General features: G+C 52.6%; 17 protein-coding genes. 4 read left to right on the forward strand and 13 right to left on the reverse strand.

Annotated elements, in window-relative coordinates; all coding sequences use genetic code 11:
* Nucleotides 1-120 precede the first annotated feature (120 nt).
* Nucleotides 121-3,285, reverse strand: coding sequence for an efflux RND transporter permease subunit (locus tag QWY82_RS01485; RefSeq protein ID WP_290259359.1), 3,165 nt, complete (start codon nt 3,283-3,285; stop codon nt 121-123).
* Between the two features lie 79 nt (nt 3,286-3,364).
* Nucleotides 3,365-4,531 carry an efflux RND transporter periplasmic adaptor subunit gene (locus tag QWY82_RS01490; RefSeq protein WP_290259360.1) on the reverse strand — a complete coding sequence of 389 codons (1,167 nt, stop codon included), beginning with the start codon at nt 4,529-4,531 and terminating at the stop codon, nt 3,365-3,367.
* A 251-nt stretch (nt 4,532-4,782) separates the two neighbouring features.
* Here QWY82_RS01490 and QWY82_RS01495 point away from each other — a divergent pair, with 251 nt between their 5' ends.
* On the forward strand, nt 4,783-5,403 hold the full coding sequence (locus QWY82_RS01495) for a TetR/AcrR family transcriptional regulator (RefSeq protein WP_290259361.1): 621 nt from the start codon (nt 4,783-4,785) through the stop codon (nt 5,401-5,403).
* Between the two features lie 69 nt (nt 5,404-5,472).
* Here the strand turns inward: QWY82_RS01495 and QWY82_RS01500 are convergent, their stop codons facing one another.
* The 10 genes from QWY82_RS01500 to QWY82_RS01545 all read right to left on the reverse strand — a co-directional run bounded on the left by QWY82_RS01500 (nt 5,473) and on the right by QWY82_RS01545 (nt 16,640).
* Nucleotides 5,473-6,861, reverse strand: coding sequence for an efflux transporter outer membrane subunit (locus QWY82_RS01500; RefSeq protein WP_290259362.1), 1,389 nt, complete (start codon nt 6,859-6,861; stop codon nt 5,473-5,475).
* 2 nt (nt 6,862-6,863) lie between these two features.
* Nucleotides 6,864-8,852, reverse strand: coding sequence for a MacB family efflux pump subunit (locus tag QWY82_RS01505; RefSeq protein WP_290259363.1), 1,989 nt, complete (start codon nt 8,850-8,852; stop codon nt 6,864-6,866).
* Nucleotides 8,853-8,943: 91 nt separating this feature from the next.
* A complete protein-coding gene (locus tag QWY82_RS01510) occupies nt 8,944-10,107 on the reverse strand; it encodes an efflux RND transporter periplasmic adaptor subunit (RefSeq protein ID WP_290259364.1) in 1,164 nt (387 codons plus the stop codon).
* A gap of 52 nt (nt 10,108-10,159) precedes the next feature.
* On the reverse strand, nt 10,160-11,347 hold the full coding sequence (locus QWY82_RS01515; protein WP_290259365.1) for a PepSY-associated TM helix domain-containing protein: 1,188 nt from the start codon (nt 11,345-11,347) through the stop codon (nt 10,160-10,162).
* Nucleotides 11,348-11,447: 100 nt separating this feature from the next.
* Nucleotides 11,448-12,878: a tetratricopeptide repeat protein gene (locus QWY82_RS01520; RefSeq protein WP_290259366.1), complete on the reverse strand. Its 1,431-nt coding sequence runs from the start codon at nt 12,876-12,878 to the stop codon at nt 11,448-11,450.
* A 23-nt stretch (nt 12,879-12,901) separates the two neighbouring features.
* Nucleotides 12,902-13,588 (reverse strand): energy transducer TonB, encoded by a 687-nt coding sequence (locus QWY82_RS01525; protein WP_290259368.1) that lies wholly within the window; start codon nt 13,586-13,588, stop codon nt 12,902-12,904.
* Nucleotides 13,585-13,992 (reverse strand): ExbD/TolR family protein, encoded by a 408-nt coding sequence (locus QWY82_RS01530; RefSeq protein ID WP_290259369.1) that lies wholly within the window; start codon nt 13,990-13,992, stop codon nt 13,585-13,587. Before QWY82_RS01530 ends, QWY82_RS01525 begins: the two co-directional genes overlap by 4 nt.
* Nucleotide 13,993: 1 nt before the next feature.
* Nucleotides 13,994-14,395, reverse strand: a complete 402-nt coding sequence (locus tag QWY82_RS01535) for a MotA/TolQ/ExbB proton channel family protein (protein ID WP_290259370.1) — start codon at nt 14,393-14,395, stop codon at nt 13,994-13,996.
* A complete protein-coding gene (locus tag QWY82_RS01540; RefSeq protein ID WP_290259371.1) occupies nt 14,392-15,810 on the reverse strand; it encodes a MotA/TolQ/ExbB proton channel family protein in 1,419 nt (472 codons plus the stop codon). Before QWY82_RS01540 ends, QWY82_RS01535 begins: the two co-directional genes overlap by 4 nt.
* On the reverse strand, nt 15,807-16,640 hold the full coding sequence (locus tag QWY82_RS01545; RefSeq protein WP_290259372.1) for a DUF3450 family protein: 834 nt from the start codon (nt 16,638-16,640) through the stop codon (nt 15,807-15,809). The genes QWY82_RS01540 and QWY82_RS01545 overlap by 4 nt, the downstream gene beginning before the upstream one ends.
* 255 nt (nt 16,641-16,895) lie before the next feature.
* On the opposite strand from QWY82_RS01545, the gene QWY82_RS01550 reads away from it, so the two are divergent.
* Both QWY82_RS01550 and QWY82_RS01555 read left to right on the forward strand, forming a co-directional pair.
* A complete protein-coding gene (locus tag QWY82_RS01550) occupies nt 16,896-19,115 on the forward strand; it encodes a TonB-dependent receptor (protein WP_290259373.1) in 2,220 nt (739 codons plus the stop codon).
* 209 nt (nt 19,116-19,324) lie between these two features.
* Nucleotides 19,325-20,005, forward strand: coding sequence for a Fe2+-dependent dioxygenase (locus tag QWY82_RS01555; protein ID WP_290259374.1), 681 nt, complete (start codon nt 19,325-19,327; stop codon nt 20,003-20,005).
* Nucleotides 20,006-20,475: 470 nt separating this feature from the next.
* On the opposite strand, the gene QWY82_RS01560 is transcribed toward QWY82_RS01555, so the two are convergent.
* A complete protein-coding gene (locus tag QWY82_RS01560; protein ID WP_290259375.1) occupies nt 20,476-21,429 on the reverse strand; it encodes a LysR family transcriptional regulator in 954 nt (317 codons plus the stop codon).
* 169 nt (nt 21,430-21,598) lie between these two features.
* Between QWY82_RS01560 and QWY82_RS01565 the strand changes: the two genes are divergently transcribed.
* Nucleotides 21,599-22,786: an MFS transporter gene (locus QWY82_RS01565; RefSeq protein ID WP_290259376.1), complete on the forward strand. Its 1,188-nt coding sequence runs from the start codon at nt 21,599-21,601 to the stop codon at nt 22,784-22,786.
* Nucleotides 22,787-22,825 lie beyond the last annotated feature (39 nt).

The following is a 22,825-nucleotide window of genomic DNA, read 5'->3' on the forward strand; positions in this document are numbered from 1 at the left end:
AACAGCAAAGACGAAGCTTATCCGACTGCAACAAGCGCTAGGTGTGCTGCAACCGGATAAGCTCAGGCTCTGCATTCGCTCAAGCGATGTGTCTTCATCGGCAAAGAGCGAATTCCAATGTTAACTCTCAGCCTCGATAGGTGTTGATTTTTCTACCTTTCCAGTTTCCAAGCGCCGCAGCAATACATAGAACAACGGCGTAAAGAACAAACCGAAAATGGTCACCCCGAGCATACCGGAGAACACGGCAATACCCATGACGCTGCGCATTTCTGCTCCAGCTCCCGAAGAAAACACCATCGGTACTACACCCATTATAAAGGCGAAAGACGTCATCAAAATAGGTCGCAATCGCATGCGACTAGCCGTAATTGCCGCCTCTAAGGTTGCCATACCGCGCTGCTCGAGCTCGCGCGCGAACTCAACAATCAAAATGGCATTTTTACTTGCCAGCCCTGCTAACACAAACAAACTCACCTGCGTGAATATGTTGTTGTCACCGCCGGTTAACCAAACACCAAACAACGCCGACAATATGGACAAGGGCACAATGCTAATTACCACTAGGGGCAAGGCCAAGCTTTCATACTGCGCCGCGAGCACCAGAAAAACCAACAGCAAACACAAAGGTAAAATATAGGCGGTGGTATTGCCCGCCAGCACCTCTTGATAGGTCAACTCGGTCCACTCAAAGGCGATTCCCGGCGGCAGCGTTTGCTCTAGCACACGAGTAATTGCGTCCTGCGCCTGGCCACTGGAATAGCCCGGTGCCGCATTGCCATTTAAATCTGCCGACAAGTAGCCATTGTAGTGCGCCGCACTCTCCGGGCCGTAACTTTCAAGCAACTGCAGCACTGCGCCCAAAGGCACCATATCGCCCTGCTGATTGCGCACTTTTAACCGCAGCGCATCGTCCGGTGCATCGCGGAAAGGCGCGTCGGCCTGCACTATCACCTGATAAGTTCGACCAAACTGATTAAAATCATTAACGTACAGAGAGCCCAAATAAATTTGCAAACTGTCGAAAATTTCTTTGATATTCAAACCCAGTTGCTTCGCTTTAGTGCGATCCACATCGGCATACAATTGGGGCACATTAATCTTGTAATTTGAGTAAACCGCCGCCAATTCAGGCTGCTGCCACGCCAACTGCTGGGCATTTTGCACCGCCTCGGCAAGGGCTTCATAGCCGAGACCGGCGCGATCTTCAATTTGCAACTTGAAACCGCCGGTGGTGCCTAAACCCATCACCGGTGGCGGCGGGAAGACGGCAATAAACGCCTCCTCGATACCCGCGTATTTCATTTGCAATTTGTGCGCAATAGCCCCGGCGGAAAACTCGTCGCTATCGCGCTCGCCAAAAGGCGCCAAGGGTAAAAACACAATACCGGCACTGGCACTGCTGGTAAACCCGTTGATACTTAAACCCGGAAACTGCACCGCATGATCGACGCCCGGTTCAGCCAAAGCAATGCGCCCCATTTCCTCCACCACGGCCTGGGTGCGCGATAGCGTCGCGCCATCGGGCAACTGGGCAAACCCAATAAGGTATTGCTTATCCTGCGCCGGCACAAAGCCCTTGGGAATAACCATAAACTCGCCGGCGGTTATCGCCAACAGTACAACATAAAACCCTAGCGCTAGAGTTTTGCGGCCTAGAATACCGCTAACGCCACGGGCATAGCGATCAGAGCTACGGCTGAAGCTCTGATTAAACCACGCGAAAAACTTGCCGAATACTTTCTCCATACCAAGCGTCAACTTGTCTTTCGGTGCATCATGCGATTTCAGCAAAAGCGCGGCCAAGGCAGGGCTGAGGGTCAGCGAATTAATCGCAGAGATAACGGTGGAAATAGCAATGGTTAAAGCGAACTGCTTATAGAACTGCCCGGTAAGGCCGCTGACAAAGGCGATGGGCACAAACACAGCGACCAGCGTAAGCGATATAGCGATAATAGGTCCGCTCACCTCCTGCATTGCCTTATAGGTTGCCTGCAGCGGGGCTAATCCCTCTTCAATATTGCGCTCGACGTTTTCCACCACCACGATGGCATCATCCACCACAATGCCAATGGCCAACACCAATCCAAATAGAGACAAGGTATTAATGGAAAAGCCAAACATCCACATCAGCGAGAAGGTACCGACAATGGAAACCGGCACGGCCAATAAGGGAATAATCGAAGCCCGCCAGGTCTGCAGAAATAAAATCACCACAAGCACCACTAAGGCCAACGCTTCGAGCAAAGTTTTTACCACCGCCTCAATGGATGATTGCACAAATACCGTAGGATCGTAGACGATGCGAAACTCCACGTCCTGTGGAAAGTTTTCACTCAGCTCGGCCATGGTTTCGCGCACACCGTTAGAAATTTCAATGGCATTTGCCCCGGGCGCCTGAAAAATAGGGATGGCCACGGCAGGCTGATTATCTAACATGGAATTCAAACTGAACTCAGCGGCACTCAGCTCGATGCGCGCCACATCATCCAAGCGAGTAACTTCACCCGTGCTACCGGTGCGAATAATAATTTCGCCAAACTCTTCCGGGCTACTCAGGCGACCTTTGGCACTGATAGGTAATTGCACATCGACGGGGCTAGCGAAAGGCGCCGCGCCAATAACACCGGCCGCCACTTGTAAATTTTGCTCTTGTATTGCGCCAACCACATCGCCCGCGGTTAAACCCCGCTCGGCAATTTTTTCAGGGTTTAGCCAAATACGCATGGCGTAATCGCCCGAGCCGAATAAACGCACCATGCCCACACCCGGTACTTTCGCCAATGCATCTTTGATATTAACCAGGGCATAGTTGCGCAAGTACAAAGCGTCGTAGGTTTTTTCCGGCGACACCAAATGTACCACCATGGTCAAGTCGGGTGAACTTTTGGTCACTACCACACCGGCTTGACGGGTAACATCGGGTAGCCGTGGCAAAGCCTGTGACACGCGGTTTTGCACCATCTGCTGGGCCAAATCCGGGTCGGTACCAATTTTAAAGGTCACCGTTAAATTCAATCGGCCATCTGTGGTTGCCTGAGAAAACATGTACAACATATTTTCCACACCACTTAACTGCTCCTCTAGGGGCGTAGCCAAGGTCTCGGCAATAACCTTCGGGTTTGCGCCCGGGTAAGCTGCAGTCACCACCACCGAGGGCGGTGCAACTTCTGGGTACTCGGATACCGGCAATTGAAACATGGCAATTAAACCGCCAATAAAAATTAGCAGCGAAATCACACCCGCGAATATGGGCCTATCGACAAAAAATCGAGAAATATTCATAAACTATTAACCATGACGAAACACAGTAACGCCCCGAAAATGGCACATTTAAGGGGCACTGGTGTGATTTAGCGGTAAATTACTTGGTGTGTGCGAGCGCAGCTTCAGCGCCAACCATTTGCGGCTGCACCGGCATACCAGGGCGCACATGAGATAGACCATTGACGATTACTTTTTCACCAGCCTCGAGACCGGTCGTCACCACCCGCTGGCCGCCAACATAATCTCCTAAAACGACTTCGCGATACTGGGCGATATTTTGTGCATCCACTACCATCACAAACTTTTTGCTTTGGTTAGTACCCACGGCGCGCTCTGGCACCAACAGCGCCGACACTTCTTGTGCAGCACCTAAACGCAAGGTGGCAAACATGCCCGAAGTTAACGCGCCATCGGCATTATCGAACAAGGCGCGCGCACGAATAGTACCGGTGCGTACATCCAACTGATTATCGAAGGATGCAATGTGGCCGTGATAAACCACACTGTCATCGGCCGCCAAGGTCATCTCTACCGGCATCTCCGATGCTGTCTTTACGTTGCGTACAAAACGAAGATAGCTCGACTCATCCACATTGAACTCGGCAAACAATTTGTCGTTCGCCACAATGGTGGCTAAAACCGGCGCGCTAGCACCGGCATCCACTAGATTGCCTTGAGTTAATTCTGCGCGACTGATGCGCCCCGAAATAGGCGCCTTAATTTGCGCATACTCGAGATTGAGTGCGGCCTGATCCAACTCCGCTTGCGCCTGCAATACGGCGGCATCGGAAACCTGCTGATTAGAGAGCGCCGTGTCGTACACGCTTTGCGCGACCAACTTTTTCGCGATCAACTGGCTTACGCGCGCCAACTCATCTTGCGCTAGGCGAGCTCGGCTTTGTGCCGTGGTTAACTGCGCCTTGGCTTGCTGAACCTGCGCCTGATGCGGTCGTAAATCAATCACGAACAATGGCTGCCCCTGCTTAACTACATCACCTTCGGCAAACAACACTTTCTCAATGCGGCCACTCACCTGCGGCTTAATGTTGACACTTTGCACAGGCGCCAAACGACCAGAATAACTGACCCAAGCGCGCACAGCCTCCGGCTGCAGCTCCAACAATTCCACTTGAGGTGGCGGTGGCGCCATATTTTGCTCGGCAACACTTGGCCCGCTCAAATAGGTTAAGCCCAGCCCTACGGCCAACAGGCCTAGCACTAGTCCCCTAGGGGCGACTCTTCTCCACAATGCGCTTGCGCTCATAACCTCTCCATGCACCACACGGGTGGATTCTACTAACAGATGGCGGCAAGCATACATACCGGTTGGTATGGCTGTCAACGAGAGTTGAGATAATTTATTACATTGAGCACCGTACAAACTGTGGCTGCGGGGCTTAAAGCTTGATTTAAAGCCCTCCAAGAGGTAATTTAGGCCTGTCCGGAACTATAACCATACCAACCGGTCTATTCAAGAAGATTGAATATTCGTAAAGCATTGAAGAGCCCTACGCCATGACAGCCGCACAAACCCGTACCCACCTGCTAGATACCGCCCTCGATTTGATTTGGCAGAGCAATTACAACGCCGTAGGCGTCAATGAAATTTGCAAGAAAGCAGGCGTCACCAAAGGCAGCTTCTATCACCACTTCGAATCTAAAGCCGAGCTTTTTTGTGAAGCGAGCGATTACTACTGGGAGAAAATGCGCGGCGATTTAGATGGCTTGCTGTCGCCAGTACACACACCACTCGAGCAACTACAAAAGTGGATCAATTATTTATTTGAAAAGAAAATTGGCGACGATCCGGACCACATGCCTGGCTGCCCGTTTTTTACTGCCAGCCAACAATCTGGCTGCGGCGAAACAAAAATTATGGCATCCATGCAATCCATGATGAACCGCGCCGATAAATACAACTTAGCGCTGATTAATAATTTAAGAAATGGCGGCTATTTAGAGGACAATCTAGACCCAGAACAGGTTTCCCGGCTGCTACAGCATTACATCCACGGCGCGCTCAATCACGCGCGTTTGATTCAAGACCTGGCCAATATTCGCCGCGACCTGCCCTTAGGCGTGTACCGTATTATTGGTCTCAAAGCTGAGTTTTGGCCAGCCAATACCAGCTTATAAACGACCACCCGGGCAAGCCCTGCCGCTGTTAAAACGCCCCACATACAAAAGACTTTTTTCGCGGTCGCATCACTTGGTTATTTCGGGCGCCAATTCCGGCGCCACACCGAGGGCGGCAAACAAATTCACACTGGCGGCCAGCTGTTGATTTTTCGCCTGCAACAAACTGTCTCTAGCACTAAACCAACTGCGCTGCGCCGTAAGCAGGTTGATAAAATCCGTATCGCCCGAGTCGTAGCGCAACCTTGCCAAGTCATACAATTGCCGATTGTTTTCTAGTTCTTGTGCTCGAACTTGATACAAGGCTTTTTGGTAAGCCAGCTCGCTCAGGGTTTCCACCGCATCCTGCATGGCCTGCAACACCACGGCGCGGTAATTGAGTTGTGCGATAGTCACATCGCTGGTGGCGGCGTTTATTTGTTCGCGAATTTTGCCGGCATTAAAGATAGGCGCCGCCGCTGAACCAATGAGTGACGCCGTCCATTCACCGCCACTATTAAACAATTCATCCAAACCCAAACCTGCACTCAGTTGCAAGCTCGGCCAGCGCTTTTGCTGTTCTTGATAAAGTAGCGACTCCGTTAGCCGCAGCTGCGATTCCGCTAATTTTATATCGGGCCGATACTCCAACAGTGCCGCCGATTGCACACTGCGTATGTCCGGCAGCGCAACGGCCGCTAACCTCATACTTGAGGCCGGCAGCTGCAAACTTTCTCGCCCCACCAACACGGCTATTATGCCTTCAGCCTTTTGCACGGCTCGCTGCAAGCCCAATACCGTGGCACTGGTTGCCAACCAAGTATTGCGTTGCTGGCTAAGCTCGATGCCCGACGCGCTGCCAGCCTCAAAGCGCAGCTGAATTAAATCCAGCAGCTCTTTACTCGCCTGCTGATTTTGTAAGGCAATGGTGTAGCGATCCTGCAAGGCAATAAGTTCAAAATAACTTTTTGCCAGATTAGCCTGAAGCTGCAGCTGTAAACTTTGGTATTCCTGCTGTTGGGCTAATTCACTTATTCGGGCACCGTAATTTGCCGCGCTGCGGCTGCCCCAAAGATCGATCTCGTAAGCCGCAGTAAAATTTAGGCCACTACTGGTTTCGCGCTCATCGGCGCCCAACTGCTGCGCCGTGCGCTGACTAGCCTGAACATTTAGGCTCGGCCAATTGTCGGCAGTTTGTTGCTTACGCAGCGCCTTGGCTTGGTCTAACCGCTCGCGACCGACGGCCAAATCTAAACTGTTGAGTTCAAGCTCTCGAAACAATTGCGCCAACTCAGCTGAACCATAGGTTTGCCACCACTGCGTTTGTGGCCGCGACTGAGTAGAAGCAACGGTCGTACCCGCAAGTGCTGCCACATCCGGTAAAGTCAGCTCCGGCAAGGTTGTTGCGGGTTGGTAGGCGCAAGCCGCAAGGCCAAAAGCCAAAGCCAAGCAGCGCCAATTTTTCCAGGCGACAAACATAATTACTCCTCCGCCAGGGCGCTAATCGGATTCAATGAGGCCGCTTTGTGTGCCGGCGCGTAGCCAAACACCCAACCCACCAACAGTGAGGTAGAAAAAGCCAGCAGTGGCGGAAACAGCGAAAACATCACGGCGATATTAAAGGACTGCAACAACAGAGAAACAGATAAACCTAAGGCAACACCGATGGCGCCACCCAACAAACACACCAGCAGGGCTTCAATATTGAATTGACGCAAAATATCGCTCGGCTTTGCGCCCGTGGCGATGCGCAAACCAATTTCGCGCCGGCGTTCGGACACATTCACCAACATAATATTCATCACCCCTATACCACCCACCAGCAGGGAAATGGCCGCCACAGAACCAAGCAACCAAGTGAGAGTATCCTGCGTTTCGGTCACGGCCTCGACCAATGAGGCGGTATTGCGCACACCAAAATCCTCTCGTCCATGGCGCAACTTTAATAACTGGGTTACCGCTGACTCCACACTCGCAAGCAAACCCGTTTGCGTTACTTTTATGGTGATACTGGACAAGTATTCGCTACCAAAAAACTTCAGCTGCGCCGTGCTCATGGGCACAAATACCTCATCGTCCATATCGCGACCACCGGCACTAGCGCCCTTGGCCTTAAGCACGCCGATCACTTGGTAGGGCGTACTTTTCATTAACACTTGTTTGCCAATAGGATTCGGTTGGTCGGGAAACAGTTCCGCCGCTACAGTCGCACCCAGCACCATCACCGAGGCAAAGGTTTGCACATCGCTGTCATCGAGAAAAACCCCAAGGGAAAGCTGCCAGTCTTTAACGGCAAAATATTCCGGTGTTACGCCGCGCACTCGGCCGCTGTAATCGAAGGCGCCCTGTCGAAAAGTCGAGCGCGACTCGCGCTCTGGCGCCACGGCTTCGACGCCAGGCAGCAGGGCAATTTCGCGCGCATCTTCCATATTTAAGGTAGCTATCTCGCCACTGGAGCGAATATTTCTACCGCCCGTTTGCACCTGTAATAAATTGGTGCCCATGGCTGCAATGCGATCGAGCACCTGTTGCTTGCCGCCATCGCCGATGGCCATCATGGTCACCACGGAAGCCACGCCAATGATGATGCCCAACAGGGTAAGCAAGGTGCGGAATAAATTTGCCCGCAAAGCGCTAAACGCCAAGCGCGCCGAGGTGAGCAATCCAATACGCGGAAAAACCTGTAGGGGCGTCGCAGTAACACCTATCTCTTTTGCTGCGATAGGCTCTGTACGGGCGCCCGAATCGGAGCACAGTTCGCCATCTTTCATCACGATAACGCGCTCGGCGTGACTGGCAACCTCAGCGTCATGGGTAATGAGAATAATGGTTGCACCCGTGTCGGCATGTAACTGCTTAAGCAAACTCAACACCTGCTCACCACTGGCGGAATCCAAGGCGCCGGTGGGTTCGTCGGCCAAAATAATTTCGGCACCATTAATTAACGCGCGCGCAATGGAAACTCGCTGTTGCTGACCGCCAGACAATTCCGACGGCTTATGATGGGCTCTACCCTCAATACCTAACTGTTGCAACAAGGCGCTGGCTTTCTGGTTGCGTTCATCGTCGGCCATACCGCTATAAACTGCCGGCATAACAACATTGTTGTGCGCCGATTGATTAGCGAGTAATTGATAGCGTTGAAACACAAAGCCAAAAGTTTTCAAGCGCAGGGCCGAAAGTTGATCGACACTGAGCTGGCTCACATCGTGCCCGGCAACACGATACAAACCCGCACTGGGCTTATCGAGGCAACCCAAAATATTCATCAGAGTAGATTTGCCCGAACCAGACTGCCCCATAATGGCAACGAATTCGCCCCGTGCAATAGTCATGGAAACATTATGCAAGGCACGCACTTCATTGGCGCCACTGTAAAAATATCGGCACACCTGATTGAGTTCCAGCAGTAGCTTACCCGACACTGAGTGCGGGGCAGAGGCTGGTTCAAGGGAACTAAATGGATTCATTGATTAAGCTCGAATTGGAAGCATCTTGCGCGCATCGAGGCGCCGGGCAATGGCTGAAGTTGTGCCGGTAATTAACTCGACTCAGGCTAGATTAAGGCCGGCGCGAACCACCGCCGAGCATCGACGAACTTTTATCGCGCGCTGAACTGTTTCGATCGCCCACGACAATATCGACGCCCTCGTCGAGGCCAGAAATTATTTCGGCGTGGGTGCGATTCCTAACCCCAACGGCCACCTTAACCGGGGTAATTTGAGCGCCTTTCTTAACAGAAACCTCACCTCGTGCACCCCTGCCACGCACGGCACCTAGCGGTACAAGCAATGCGTCTTTGGCACTTTCCAGTACGAAGAATACCTGCGTAGTCATGGCGTCCATCAGCAAGCCGTCAGTGTTGTCGATATCTATCAAGGCCTGGTAGAGCACCACATCGTTGATGATCGAGGGCGTTGGCAAAATTTGTCGAACCGTCGAGTACCAGCGCCGCTCGCCACCCCCAAAGGTTTTGAAATACACCGGCATAGTTTTTTCCAACCGGGTAACATCGGCCTCGGAGATGTCTGCGCGCAGAGTGAGCACACTCAAATCAGCAATTTTTAGCAAAAGCGGGGCGTTTTGATTGGCGTTTAAGGTTTGCCCTTCGCGCACGGAAATCGTCACAACGGTGCCGGCGATGGGGGCGAATATTTTTGCGTAACCTAGGGTGGCGCGATCGCCCGCCAAAGAGGCTGTGTCGGCCTTAATCTGCGCTTCCATGGCGCGAATTTTAGCTCTCAGTATTTTTTCATTGGCCTGACTTTCGAACAACGTATCTTCGCTCACTGCCCTTTTTTCATGCAGGCTTTTATTGCGTTTCGCGCGCAACTCCGCCAATTCAAGTTCCGCCTGTAGCTGCTGCAATTGAGCGCGGTTGCCCTCCAAACTTGCCTCGGCATTCTGCACCTGCGTTTCAAATACCGTGGCATCTATTTCGGCTAGGAGCTGACCGGCCTGCACCAGATCACCTTCTTCGATATAGATTTTTTTGATTTGCCCCGACACCTGAGCGCCCACTTCCACATACTGCTTGGGTTCCAGAGCACCAGTTGCACCTATGTAGTTTTCGATATCGCCGCGCGTCACTTTTTCAACCAGTAGCGTCGTGCTTTCGGCGCTACTGGTTAGCCAATAGGCCATTAAGCTGATGGTTAGGGCTAGCAAGCCTAAGCTCAAACCTATAACGCGCTTTGCGCTCAGCAACGCCTTAATCTTATTCACTTACTCTGCAGCCTTATTAATGTTCACTTGGTCACGATATGCGCGGTAGGGCTCAGGCTCGCGCAGCGATTAGCGCGTCTTTAATCTGCCTAGGTTTGGCTTTCCGGCGCTGCTTCGCAATAAAGCTCAGCACCCCAGAGGCCACCATCAGCGTGCCACACAAACTGAAGAAAAGTTGTAACACTAGATACGACATTGGCAAGCCCTTACCCGTGTGCAATGGCATCAACAGTAAATACAACTTTTCCCTAAGCGGAAAATCTGCAAATTGCCTCGCGCCTACCATGGTCGCGCTCAGCGGATCGATGCTTACCTCGCTGCGAGCTAAGTTAAACCAATCGTCCGCGGTGGAAAACCGAAATAGCAAAACTTTACTTTCCGGCGCCGAATCTTGCTGCCTTTTCGCACCGGTATGTCGCTCCGGCGAGGACCGCTCGCCTGCGGCGCGCGGCTTGGGCTGTCTCGGGTAGCGTACCTCGGTCAGGCGGGCGCCCTCGGGCATTTCCGCATAGGCGGCAAGCAACCAAGCCGGCCAACTCTTACCCACGCTTTTAACGGCAAAATTTCCTTGGTTTGCATCCTGCTCTACAGAAAATAGCGACTGGGCGATGCTGCGGTAAGTTATCGCGGCACCGGTGAGCGAAAAAATTACGATGGCAAGCAACACAATCACCCCGCTGGTCATGTGGCTGAAATAGAAGTGCTTGCGCTTAAGTCCGCGCGGCACCACGTCTTTTAGCGCGAATGATTTTCGCAGCGGCCACCAAATCCACAGCCCCAACAAACTCAACGCCAGGGCAATGAGGCCAACCCATGCCGCTAGGTACTTACCCTCTATGCCCCACAGCCCCTCTCGACCCAACAGGAAATTTCGGTGCAGCTGTAACACAGTGGCAAAAAAAACATTTTCTTCGCGCGTGTCATGAACCGGCTGGGTGAGGTTGCCGATGGGGTAAGTCCAAGTTTCACCGCGCGATGCGGCCTGATAATAAGGCGCCTCGGGTGTGGGCAATTGCATGCGGCTAATACCTTGATGGGCCTGCGCTAGGGCTTCGAGCGCGGCGGCATCTTCCTGTATGGATGTCGCTCGATAATTATAAGCTCGATCGAATTGCGCCTGAGTTTGACGCTTAACAAGCTCATCTATGGCCGTGATAAACCCCGTGCCAAAGGTGACAACAAACAATAGACCCAGCGGCAAGCCGAGCCAGCGGTGCAGCGTTATTAAAAATGACTTCACGAATAATCCTTCGTCGTACGGCTGAAAATATTTTTTGCGGTCCGCTCAATCTGCCATCGAATAAAGTTAATTAGGACAGATCGAACCTTATGTAGATGAGTTAGCCCTTATTGCGCAGCAAATGCTCCAGCGATTGGATATTGCTCATCACATCGCCACGGCTGGGATTTACCTGTGCCACTTGACGCAGCAAACGCAGCGCTTCGGCATAATTTTGTCGGTCAATTTCTAGTTGCGCACGCCCTAGCCGCGCTCTTTCTTGGTAGGCCGTTAACGCCTCGGCGCGCGCGTAGTACAGTACTGCGCGCTCCTCGCGTTTCTCGCTGCGCATTAACGTCGCCAGCGCCAGAAGCGCCTCGCCATTGCTCGGATTTGCTGCAATCGCCTGTTGTAGCTGCTTGCCAGCATGGCGCTGCTCGCCATTATGTAAGGCCCATTGCGCGCCATAAACCGCGAACTGGGATTGGTAGTAACGCGGCAACTTTTGACGGTTTTTTTCCACCGCTCGCAACAGCGGTGCCAGCGCCCCCCAAGCCTGCCGATAGGCTAACCATGCACTCACCTGCTCCACCACAGCGAGCTTTACCTCGCCCTGTTTTGCAATGGCGGTGATGTTATCGGCTAATAATTGCGCGGCGCGGCGCGGGCTACCCGCTTGAATATGCAACTGCGCCGTGGTGCAAATATTGTCAATGCTGGCATCGCCCAACTGCAGCGCCATCTCCATACTGCTGAGTGCTTGCTGAGGCCGCGCCTGCTTAAGCGCCAACTGACCGCGCTGCAGCCACAACTCCGCATGGCTTGGATTTTTTTCCAGCATCTGCTCGAGTAGCGCCTGCGCTTGATCGAAGCCGTGCGATTGAATCAGCGCGTAGAGCAAACCCTGTTGCCACTGCTCGTTGTCGGCCTCCATGTAGAGCGCTTGCTGGTAACCGGCAACGGCGCTGGCGGCGTTGCCTAGCCGTAAATTCACGAAGGCAAGCTGACCGTAAACTTGGGCATCCGCCACGCCCAGCGCAATACTGCGCTGCAGATGTTTTTGCGCTTGCGGCAATTGTTTTTGCAGCAAGTGCACCATGCTCAAGGAGCGGTGTGCCAGTGCCAAGTTGGGCATCAAAGCCAATGCTGCATCCAGTGCCGCCTCGGCATCTTTATAGCGCCCCATGCTCAACAACACTTGCCCGCGCAGTTGCCGCAGAGCGGCGCTGTCATTGGCGATAGGCCTGGCCTTGAAGGCTTGTGCAATCTCGGCATATTTTTGTGCTGCCAACAGTGGCTGCAAATCGCGCGCAAAACGGCTTTCGCTGGCCGCTAGTTGCGCCTCAGTGGGCGCGACGGGTTCATTGGCAAGCAGAAACGCCCATCTAGGTTCCTTTAACTTCACCACGATTGAGGCGAAATTAAAGTTATCATTATCGCTAGCGGTTAATTCACTAGCGCCCACAGCGCCGTGACTGTGCAGCGCAAGCAGACAAAAGCTCAGCGCAACACAGCCTGCAGACAATCGTTTTACAAAATTAACATCCATCATCAATTACTCACATGTCGGCCAGCTTAGGGCGTAATTTCCAGCGGCCAAACGAAGCGTGCACGCACCGGTTGACCGTCTTTTTGCGGTGCGCTGAATCGCGTCTGGCGCACTAGGCGTTGAATTTCACTGGCCAGTTCTGGGTAGGCATTTTCGACCACATCAATGAGTGTTACCTGCCCGGCCTCATCAATCATCACATCCAATTTGATCAATACTTGTCTAACACCGCGCCGGCTTAAGCTCTTCGGAAAATTAACCCGCAAGGGCGTTAGCAGCGATGGAAAACTATCCAAGTCATTTAACGCAAAGGCATCCCAATCGATGTCTAGGGACTGCCATTGGCTCGGTTGAGATTCAATCACCGGCTCAGCGGGCTTGGCAAAATCGAGACGCGGTTTAATTTCAATCATCGTTAGGCTGGGCCCGGCGCCCGGCACTTGCACCGACACACTGGCTTGCTGCACCGGCTGAACCACCGAGGGCGGTGGCGGCGGTGGTGGCGGTGGTGGCGGAGGCGAGATCAACGCAATCTCGCGCACGCTAAGTTGTTCAGGTTGCGAAACCGACGCCCACTGGCCCAGCCAAAGCGTCAACAACCCCATGGCTAATAATGCGAGACTCAACAGCATGGCCTGACACTGCTGCGCCGACGGCCGCGCCCATTTGGTAAAATGGCGACTCGCGTTTGTGACTGCAGCGCTATTGATCATTGCACTCGCGCCGCCAAGTTAACGGTCTTGGCACCGGCGAGTTTAGCTTCGTCGATAACCTCGAGTAATAATTGCGTGGGAACGGTTTTGTCTGCCTGAATGACCACCGGGCTTGGCCTTCGACGCTGCAACTGTTCGATAGTGCCGCGCACGCCGGCAACGCCAATTTGACTACCGTCGTAAAAAACCTCGCCGGCATCAGTGATCGCCAACAAGATAACGGTTTGGTCCAGTTGCTGAGCAGAAATCGCTTGCGGTTTATCCACTTCCACACCTGTCTCTTTTACAAACACCGTGGTGACGATAAAAAAGATCAGGAGAATAAACACCACATCCAACAGCGGCGACATATCAATGCCTTGGGTCTGCTGATGTTCGAGCCGGCGCTGTAATCGACTAGGCAATTTATAGGGCCTCGGCTAGTTGACGTCGCTCGTCGTAAGATGCCCGCACATAGGCTAACAGCAACCAACCGGGCACAGCGCAGACTAAACCCAGCTGGGTTGTCAGTAGCGCCTCGGCAATGCCCCCACTCACCATTTCACTGCTGGCACCGTCGCTGGCAATACCGGCAAAACAACTTAATAAACCCATAATGGTGCCCAGCAAACCCAGCAAGGGCAGCGCGTTAACCAAGACCGCAGAAAACTCGTGCTCTAGCGTTTGAATCGACGGCTGATCGGATTCACGAGATAACGCGGCAGTACCACGGCGCTGTAAGAACGCCAACCACAATTGGTAGTAACACACCAACGCCAATAAAACGATGACCCAACACAATCGACTTTGCAGCAGTTGATCGATCATAACGCCACCTCTTCTGAAACTTTTTTACGCGCAGGGGCCTTGACCTGCGGCGACGGCTCGCTCGCAATCATTTCCACATAGGGCTCGTCGCTCTTGCTCAATAAAATGGCAAAACTTTCAAGCTCGTTGTAGTAAGCCTTGGCGCGGCGGGATAGCAGCGCGTGCAACACCAGCGCCGGAATGGCAACAATCAAACCCAGCTCGGTGGTGATTAGCGCCTGCGCGATACCACCAGACACCACCTCCGGATCACCGGAGCCAAACAGGGTCATCATTTTAAAGGTTTCAATCATGCCGCTGACAGTGCCCAATAGACCCAGCAGCGGCGACACGGCAGCGGTGACGGCAATGGCGCCAATCCAACGCTCGAGCGCGTGTTTATCATCTTGCAATTGCATGAACAATTCGTCGTCGCGCTGGCGTGGCGAGGTCGATTGCTGAGCAATAGCTAGTAGCGTTTTTTGCATGCCCGCCACTGTTGCGCTGCGCTCGGACACCACGCCGGCTAACAGCCCCGCTAAAGCGCCAGGGGTAAAACGCAACACCGGCGACAAGCGCCACAACTGCAACACTTTAATCAAGGCGATCGACAGTGCCAGCAAGCCAAACAACAAAATCGGCGCCGCCCACAATCCGCCCTTGCCAATGTGTTGCCACACACTTTCCGATTGCTGCTGTCGCACCAGCGCGCGATTGAGCGTTGGGTCAAACACCAAATCACCGCTCGCCGCACTGCGCAGACTTGCCATGCGCTCGCTATCGGCAGACGCCAGCAACATATCGCTTTGCAATTTCCCGCTCGCGCCCTGCGCCTTGCTGGCCAAGCCAATGCGCTGTACAGACTCGTCCCAATACCAGGTGATTGGCCCCACCGCCAAGCTGGATTTAGTCACTATTTTTCCGTCGCCCAGCACCAGCTGTGCGCTAGCCCAAGCTGGGGAAAAGCGCTGCCCTAGGTGTTGACTGCTCGCCACCACGGCGGCAATTTGATCGGCTATATCGGCATTGATTTTGTTGGCCGAGGCGTCGCCGTGATTTTGCAAAAATCGGCGCAGCAAACTTTGTTGATAATTGCGCTGCTGTTGCCAACTGTCTAAGCGCTGTTGCAGCTGGCCAATACTTAAGGTTTTTTCATCGGCGAGGCGACGGGCAACTGCGGTTTTTTCGCGCAGCGCCAGAACCTCGCGCTCGAGCAGAAATAATTGCTTGGCCAACTGCTCGCGCTCTTGGGTAACGCGGCGTTCGGTTGCCGTTAGATTTTTTTGCGCCTCGGTAATACGCTTTAACAGCACCTGCTCTATGTCCGCGCTCGCCGCATACAGCGATGGCGCCGCAAGCATAAATACAGCGGCCAACAATCCGGCTCGAATAGCTAACAAACAACGCGGCCCATGGCCAAGTTTTAAACCGATCATGGCTGAACTTCCCGCGTGGATTCTTGCCCGCCAGTGGGTATATCCACACTCACCAGGCGCATGGGCAAGCGCACAAATTCCGCCTGTTCGCGCCGCTCAAACATGGCAATGGCGCGGCTGATTTCGCGGCTACTGACTTGCTCATCTGGCCGCCAAACCCAGGCCTCATCCAGCGCCTGCCCCCAACCCCGGTACTGGCCGTCGGCGCTAACAAACCAGGCCGCGCCAACGCCTAAATACAACTGTTTCACCAGCAGCTCGCCAACATCCGGCAAGCTGACTAGGCCCTCTTGAACGGTGATTCGAGCGTCGAATTCCGCAAGCCGCGACAACTGCGCTAGTGCGCTTTGCAATTGTTGCGACGCCTCGGGCTGTTCGCTTGGCGCGCTCTGCTCGGTCAACCATTGCTCGGCCAAGGGCGGCGGCAAGAGCGGCGCCAAGGCTGCCGTTCGCGCCAGCAACAATTCCAGATGTTGGTTCAATACCTGCTGCTGTTGTTCCAGCTCGGCCTGTTCGGCCAAGAGTTGCGCTCGCTTCGCCTCCACGCCTTGCTGGCTATCGCTGCTCGATTGCAGCATGGCTTGCAGCTGCAGCTTTTCCGCCGCGAGCAAGCCCAGGCGCTGTTCGAGCAGGGGCTTTTGCGCTTGCCAATCGGTATTCAGGCGCACCCTTTGCGCCTCGCTATCCAACCAGCGCTGGGTCAACCGATCGACCATTTCTGGGGTCTGCGCCTGTACTGACGCCACACCCAAAATTAGGTTGGAAAGCAAGGCAAGTGGCAAAGCCGCAGCGCCAAGCTGCGCACTTATGCCGCGTAATGGGTTTATCAAAGGAGACCACCTCGTTGCTTTGGAGCATTTGCACTATGGCCTAGCCGAGTTCAACCCCGAACCCAGCTAGGCCCACATTTTCTAGCCGGCGATTATGGCAAAGCCAAAACTGAATGTAAATGATAATAATTTGCATTAGCGTTGATCTTTGGTAAGATGCCCGCCCTCGGTCACTAGCTACCCAGAAAAACAGAGCCAGCGGATTCATTGAAGCGAGCCGAACCTACATCACTCGATTAAATAAGGATTTACACTATGCAAACCGAAGCAAACACGTTAAGGGGATTCGGCCGCAGCGCACTGACGCTGGCAATTGCAACCACATTACCCATGACCAGCGCGTTGGCGGCAGAGGTAAAAGAATTGCCCACCGCTCAAGTCAGCGCCCAAACCGAAGACAGTTATAAAGTCGACGAGTCCAGCTCAGATAAATACACCCAACCATTACTCGACACCGCCAAAACCATTTCGGTAATTCCCCAATCGGTGATGAAAGATCGCAATGTGGATAGCCTGCGCGATGCCCTGCGCAACGTGCCCGGCATCTCGCTGGCGGCCGGTGAAGGCGGCACTCCCACCGGCGACCAAATGTCGATTCGCGGCTTTAGCGCCAATAACAACATCACTATTGACGGCGTGCGCGACATTGCCGGCTACACCCGCGACACCTATAACGTCGAAGCCGTTGAAGTGGCGAAGGGCCCAGGCTCGGCCGTCTATGGCCGCGGCTCGGCCGGTGGCAGCATTAACCTGCAAACCAAAACTGCGAAACTGGAAGACTTTACCGACATTAATTTACGGCTCGGCAATGCCAGCGATTACCGCGCCCAAGTGGATAGCAACATCGCATTGGGCGAAACCACTGCCTTGCGCGTCAACGCACTCACCAGCGACGGCGAAGTGGCCGGCCGCGATTACGTCGAAAATGCCAGCGATGCCGTGGCTTTATCCTTCGCCACCGGTATTGGTACCGACTCGCGTTTTAGCGTTAATGCCGATTACATGCAGCAAGACAACATTCCCGACTACGGCATACCCTGGATTAGCAACAGCGCCACTTCAGATCCAGTAGCCGAACTCGCACCCTACGAGGGCGAGGCACCGCCAGTAAATTTCAGCAATTTCTATGGCAATCTTTACCGCGACTTTGAAGACATCAACACCCAGTCGCTGACGGTAAAATACGAAAAAGATTTATCCGACAACACCAGCCTGCGCGCCGTCGCCCGCACCGGCTCGGTAGAGCGGCAGTCCGTCGTCTCGGCGCCGCGCTTTATCGACCTAACAACCAGCACCGACGTGCGTCTCAGCGATGAAAAAACCCGCGACACAAAAGATTCACTCAATGTAGTGCAGCTCGATTTATTAGGCAGCTATCAAACCGGGTCGCTAAAACACGACATAGTCGCCGGCGTTGAAATAGCCAACGAAAAGTTTCAGCGCTGGAATTATGCCGATGTGGTCGACGATAATTTAGATAGCACACCAGAACTGGTGGACCTCTATAATCCAGATGCACGCGTCGCCTACACCGGCCGCTACGCGCGCACCACAAAAGATCAGCAGGCCACCGGCGACACTAAAGCCATTTACCTGTTTGATACGGTGACCCTCAACCCAGAGTGGCAAGTATCGGCGGGCCTGCGTTACGACCGATTCGAAACGGAATATTTCTATCAACTGGACGACGTCAGCGAGCCACAGGTAAAACTCGAAACCAACGATGAAACCCTGAGCTGGAATTTCGGCGTGGTTTACAAGCCGGCGGAAAACGGCAGCATCTACTTCGGCGCAGGCAACTCATTTACCCCCTCGGCAGAAGATCTCACCGCCTCTAGCAACGGTAACGCCGCCAACCTCGACCCAGAAGAAACTCTGAGTTACGAACTGGGCACCAAGTGGGAGCTGATCGACGGCCGGCTCTTTACCAGCGCGGCCATTTTCCGCACCGAAAAAACCAACGCTTTGTCTGATGCCGAAGACGGTATGTTTGACGACGATGACGGTCGCTTCGATACGCTCGATGGCAAACAACGCGTGGATGGTTTGGAGCTAAGTGCGGCAGGGCAAATTACCGAACAACTGTCTATCACCGCCGCCTACACCTATCAACAGAGTGAAGTGGTAGAAGCCACCGGCGACGACGCATCGCAAATCGGCAACGAGCTGCCCAGAACACCAGAGCACTCCTATAGCTTATGGGGCCGCTATGATATCAGCGACGCACTCGCCGTCGGTTTGGGCGCGCAATACATGGGCCAGCGCTACAACAGCTCCGTGCCAGAGAGTCGCGAAATTGCCGACAGCTATTTAATCTTCGACATGATGCTGTCTTACCAAATCAGTAATCAGTGGGGCGTGCAACTAAACGGCTCTAATTTGACCGACGAAGCCTACATAGATCAACTCGGTGGCGGACACTTCATTCCCGGCGAAGGACGCTACTTATCGCTCTCTACTAGCTATACCTTTTAATCGAGCTCAGTAACATCGAGCACTGAATACCGGTAAGCCGTTAGGCGGTTGCCGGTATTCAGCTCAAATATTGAAACTGTGATTCAAATCAGCTTTCGACTCAGTTTTCCAAAACCGTTTGTCGATGCTGTTTGTCGAAATGATTGTCAAAACAGTTCCATCGGCCGGCTCAGCTCGGCCTTTTTCATGTATATGCGGAGATACTTGGCGTGCTTATTACTATCAAAAATGTCCTCAGCAAGGCCCAGGTAGCCGCGGCGCGAAAAATGTTGCTCGACGCCGACTGGACCGACGGCAATGTTACCGCCGGTTATCAAAGTGCCAAAGCCAAACAGAACTTACAGCTGCCAGAAAATTCAGCCACAGCGCGCGAGCTGGGCGATGTTATTCTAGCCGCATTAGCACAAAGCAATCGATTTATGTCCGCCGCACTGCCATTAAAAATATTTCCACCGCTGTTTAATTGCTACCAAGGCGGGCAAAGCTTTGGCACCCATGTGGATAACGCCATTCGCCAAGTGCCGGGCACGCCGGTCAAAGTGCGCACGGATATTTCCATGACTTTATTTTTATCAGAACCCGAGGAATACGATGGCGGCGAGCTCACCATCGAAGACACTTACGGCACCCATAGCGTCAAACTTGGCGCCGGCGACATGGTGCTCTACCCGTCCACAAGCCTGCACCGCGTCACACCCGTCACCCGCGGCCGACGCTTAGCGTCTTTCTTTTGGTTACAGAGCATGATCAGTAGCGATGAAAAACGGGCACTGTTATTTGATATGGATATGGCCATACAAAGCCTGCGCGAAAGCCTAGATGACAGCCAGGAAATTGTGCAATTAACGGGTGTCTACCACAATTTGATTCGCCAATGGGCACAGACCTAAGATGCGTAAACTTGGTGCAAGGTAGAAAATCCAGGCGAAAAATTAACAGCTTAAGAGGTTATGTAAACGCGAATAAACCAGATCCCCTAAAAAAACCAAATACCTAGCCACGCTATAGGTGGCGGTGTCAGCAGCCATTTGCATTAGCGCAATAACACTTCAAGAAGCAGGCGAAGCCCCTTGATAGAGGCGCCAATTACCGGCAGCATATCTTTAAAGACAGCCTGTAAAAGCAGAAAAAAAATATCCGAAACTAGGAAATTAGCAGAATGCGAAAGCAGCCTCAACTGCCAGAGCATTAGATATAGCCGCAGAAAAATTCGTAAAATAGAAGCAGGAAAACAAGCAACAATGAATGTTTTAGCAAGAGTATTCTAGGATTATCTTTCCGTTATTTTTATAATGTTAACGCACACCCAAAAGAATATGAGCTTTAAAAATTAGATTTAAGAAGCGATAAAACCAAAGCGCTATCCAACCAACGCCGGCCACTCTTCCGCCCAGGTACAATGGCTGCTTTCACCTCGTTCAGCAAGCTTTTCAGTTAAAAAATCAATAAATACTCGAACTTTTTTCGGTAAATACTCGCGCTTTGGATAGATAGCGAATACGCCATTGTCTGGCTGAGGTGGTCGATAATATGGATACAGCGACACCAACTCACCGCAATCCAAGCCTTTCTTCGCAAGAAAATGTGGCAACTGCGCAAAGCCTAAACCATCGGTGCACATATAAGCCATGGTTTCACCGTCGTCGGTAATATAGCGGCGCTCTAAATCAACAAATTGGTACTCGCCTTTTTTATCGGGTAAAAATATTGGCTGGAGCTGCTGACTTTGCTTAATTCGAAAGCCAATCCAGCTATGCGTCTTAAAGTCTTCGCTGCAGCTCGGCATACCATAGGCACTAAGATAAATTGGCGAAACACAGGTAAGAAAATCCATTGGGCTCAAACGACGCGCGACTAAACGACTGTCCTTTATGAAGCCGGTACGCAGAGCAATATCAACATTATTTTCAACAATATCAACGTGCAAATCATTAACTTCAAGCTCAAGTTTAATGTCTGGGTAGCATTGACAAAACTCATTTAACAGAGGCTGTAAATATAAGTGTGCATAACAAACTGCCGAACTAATGCGCAAAATGCCACTGGGCGAATCATTCAGCTGCTTCAACTCGTTTTCACAAGAGGATAGATCCTGCATCGCTTTGCGCACCGTGCGGGCGTAGCGCTCACCCGCCGTGGTGATACGCAGCTGGCGAGTCGAGCGCTGAAATAGCGTCAGCCCAAGCTCCACCTCTAAACGACTCACAGCCTTGCTCACGGTAGATGGGTCACTACCGCATAAACGAGCGGCCGCTGAAAAGCTGCCGCCATCACAGGTTGCTAGAAATATTTCTAAAGTACGCAACTTATCCACAACTCCCTCTCCCTTGCACTGCCTAGCTGGCTACATAACCGCAAATATAACAAGAAAGATACATGAATAATATTCATGACTATTTGGTAAATAGCTCTATTTTTCCGATCTAGGCCGAGCAATAACATAGCGTTTTCACTAGACGATGTTTTTGCTGAAGGAAGCCAAGGTGTTTGATCTCTCTGCTGTTAAAAAATTAGAGCCCAATAGCCCGCTGACCTATCTGGGCCTTGCGCTTGTCGCCATGAGTGGCCTGAGTTATATCAACTACTTACCCAGTCTGGTCGCCGCTTTAGCCGGCGGCATGGGTTTTAATGATGTGCAAGCCGGTCAAATTGTCGCCTTAAACGGCTACGGCGGTTTATTCGGCAGCATGCTTGCCATTTTATGGGTGCGTCGCATTCACTGGCGATCAGCCATGATGATCTTACTGCCGTTGCTTGCTGCCGTAGATTTAAGCACTGCATGGTTAACCGAGAGCTATATAGCCATACTGATTTGGCGATTCATCGCAGGAGCGCTCGGCGGGCTATGCGTAGGGATTGGTTTTGCAGCACTTGTTCGCCTACCCAATACCGACCGCGCTTATGGCACCTTGCTCTTTGTGCAATTTTGCCTTGGCTCTCTGGTCATTTACTTTTTTCCAGAACTCGAGCGCGCATCGGGTGCCCATAGTATTTTTTTTGTGATGGCGAGTTTACTCCTTCTGGGTTTAGCCTATCTGGCCTGGCTGCCGGAGCTGGTACACCCAGACAAAATCCAAAACATCGTTCCCTCACAGCAACACAACATTCGTCATAAGCAACTGCTCATGCTGGCCCTTGTGTGCTACCAACTGGCAGCCAGTGCCATTTGGGCTTATGTCGGACTCATTGGCGGCAATGCCAATTTTAGTGACGATCAAATCAGTAGTTATATTGCCAGCACCGGATTACTTGGGTTAATTGGAGCTATGCTGCCGATAATTGCCGGCAATCGCCTTAACCGCTTGCGTTGGTTGGCCACCGGTATCCTGCTTTCAATCATCGCAGCGCTAATACTGACTAGATCACCACTCACCACCACCGTTTATGCTATCGCCATGGCCCTGCTATTTATTGCCTGGCCAGCTGTGCTGGCATTTTTATTGGCGGTGATAGCCGAGATGGATAGCAGCGGCCGACTCGCAACCATTGCTTGGCTGATATCGTCTATCGGCATGGCCTCGGGCCCCATGATGGCCGCCACCCTACTTCAAAAAGGCGACTTTACACTGATGCTTTATGCCTGCGCAGGTTGCTTTGCGCTGAGTTTGACCGCACTCACAATACCCGTGCAAGTTTGTGAAACCGCAAAGTCGCGCCTACAAACGACTTAACCATCAAACATCAACCTACCCACGACTTTTTACACTAGA

It is taken from the genome of Simiduia curdlanivorans, from assembly GCF_030409605.1.
GTDB classification, from domain to species: domain Bacteria; phylum Pseudomonadota; class Gammaproteobacteria; order Pseudomonadales; family Cellvibrionaceae; genus Simiduia; species Simiduia curdlanivorans.

Bases quoted from the DNA above. Each gene is read 5' to 3' on its own strand.
- QWY82_RS01500 (WP_290259362.1), bottom strand. From the start codon at position 6,861: ATGTTTGTCGCCTGGAAAAATTGGCGCTGCTTGGCTTTGGCTTTTGGC.
- QWY82_RS01505 (WP_290259363.1), bottom strand. From the start codon at position 8,852: ATGAATCCATTTAGTTCCCTTGAACCAGCCTCTGCCCCGCACTCAGTG.
- QWY82_RS01540 (WP_290259371.1), bottom strand. From the start codon at position 15,810: ATGATCGGTTTAAAACTTGGCCATGGGCCGCGTTGTTTGTTAGCTATT.
- QWY82_RS01495 (WP_290259361.1), top strand. From the start codon at position 4,783: ATGACAGCCGCACAAACCCGTACCCACCTGCTAGATACCGCCCTCGAT.
- QWY82_RS01525 (WP_290259368.1), bottom strand. From the start codon at position 13,588: ATGATCAATAGCGCTGCAGTCACAAACGCGAGTCGCCATTTTACCAAA.
- QWY82_RS01550 (WP_290259373.1), top strand. From the start codon at position 16,896: ATGCAAACCGAAGCAAACACGTTAAGGGGATTCGGCCGCAGCGCACTG.
- QWY82_RS01485 (WP_290259359.1), bottom strand. From the start codon at position 3,285: ATGAATATTTCTCGATTTTTTGTCGATAGGCCCATATTCGCGGGTGTG.
- QWY82_RS01520 (WP_290259366.1), bottom strand. From the start codon at position 12,878: ATGATGGATGTTAATTTTGTAAAACGATTGTCTGCAGGCTGTGTTGCG.
- QWY82_RS01535 (WP_290259370.1), bottom strand. From the start codon at position 14,395: ATGATCGATCAACTGCTGCAAAGTCGATTGTGTTGGGTCATCGTTTTA.
- QWY82_RS01490 (WP_290259360.1), bottom strand. From the start codon at position 4,531: ATGAGCGCAAGCGCATTGTGGAGAAGAGTCGCCCCTAGGGGACTAGTG.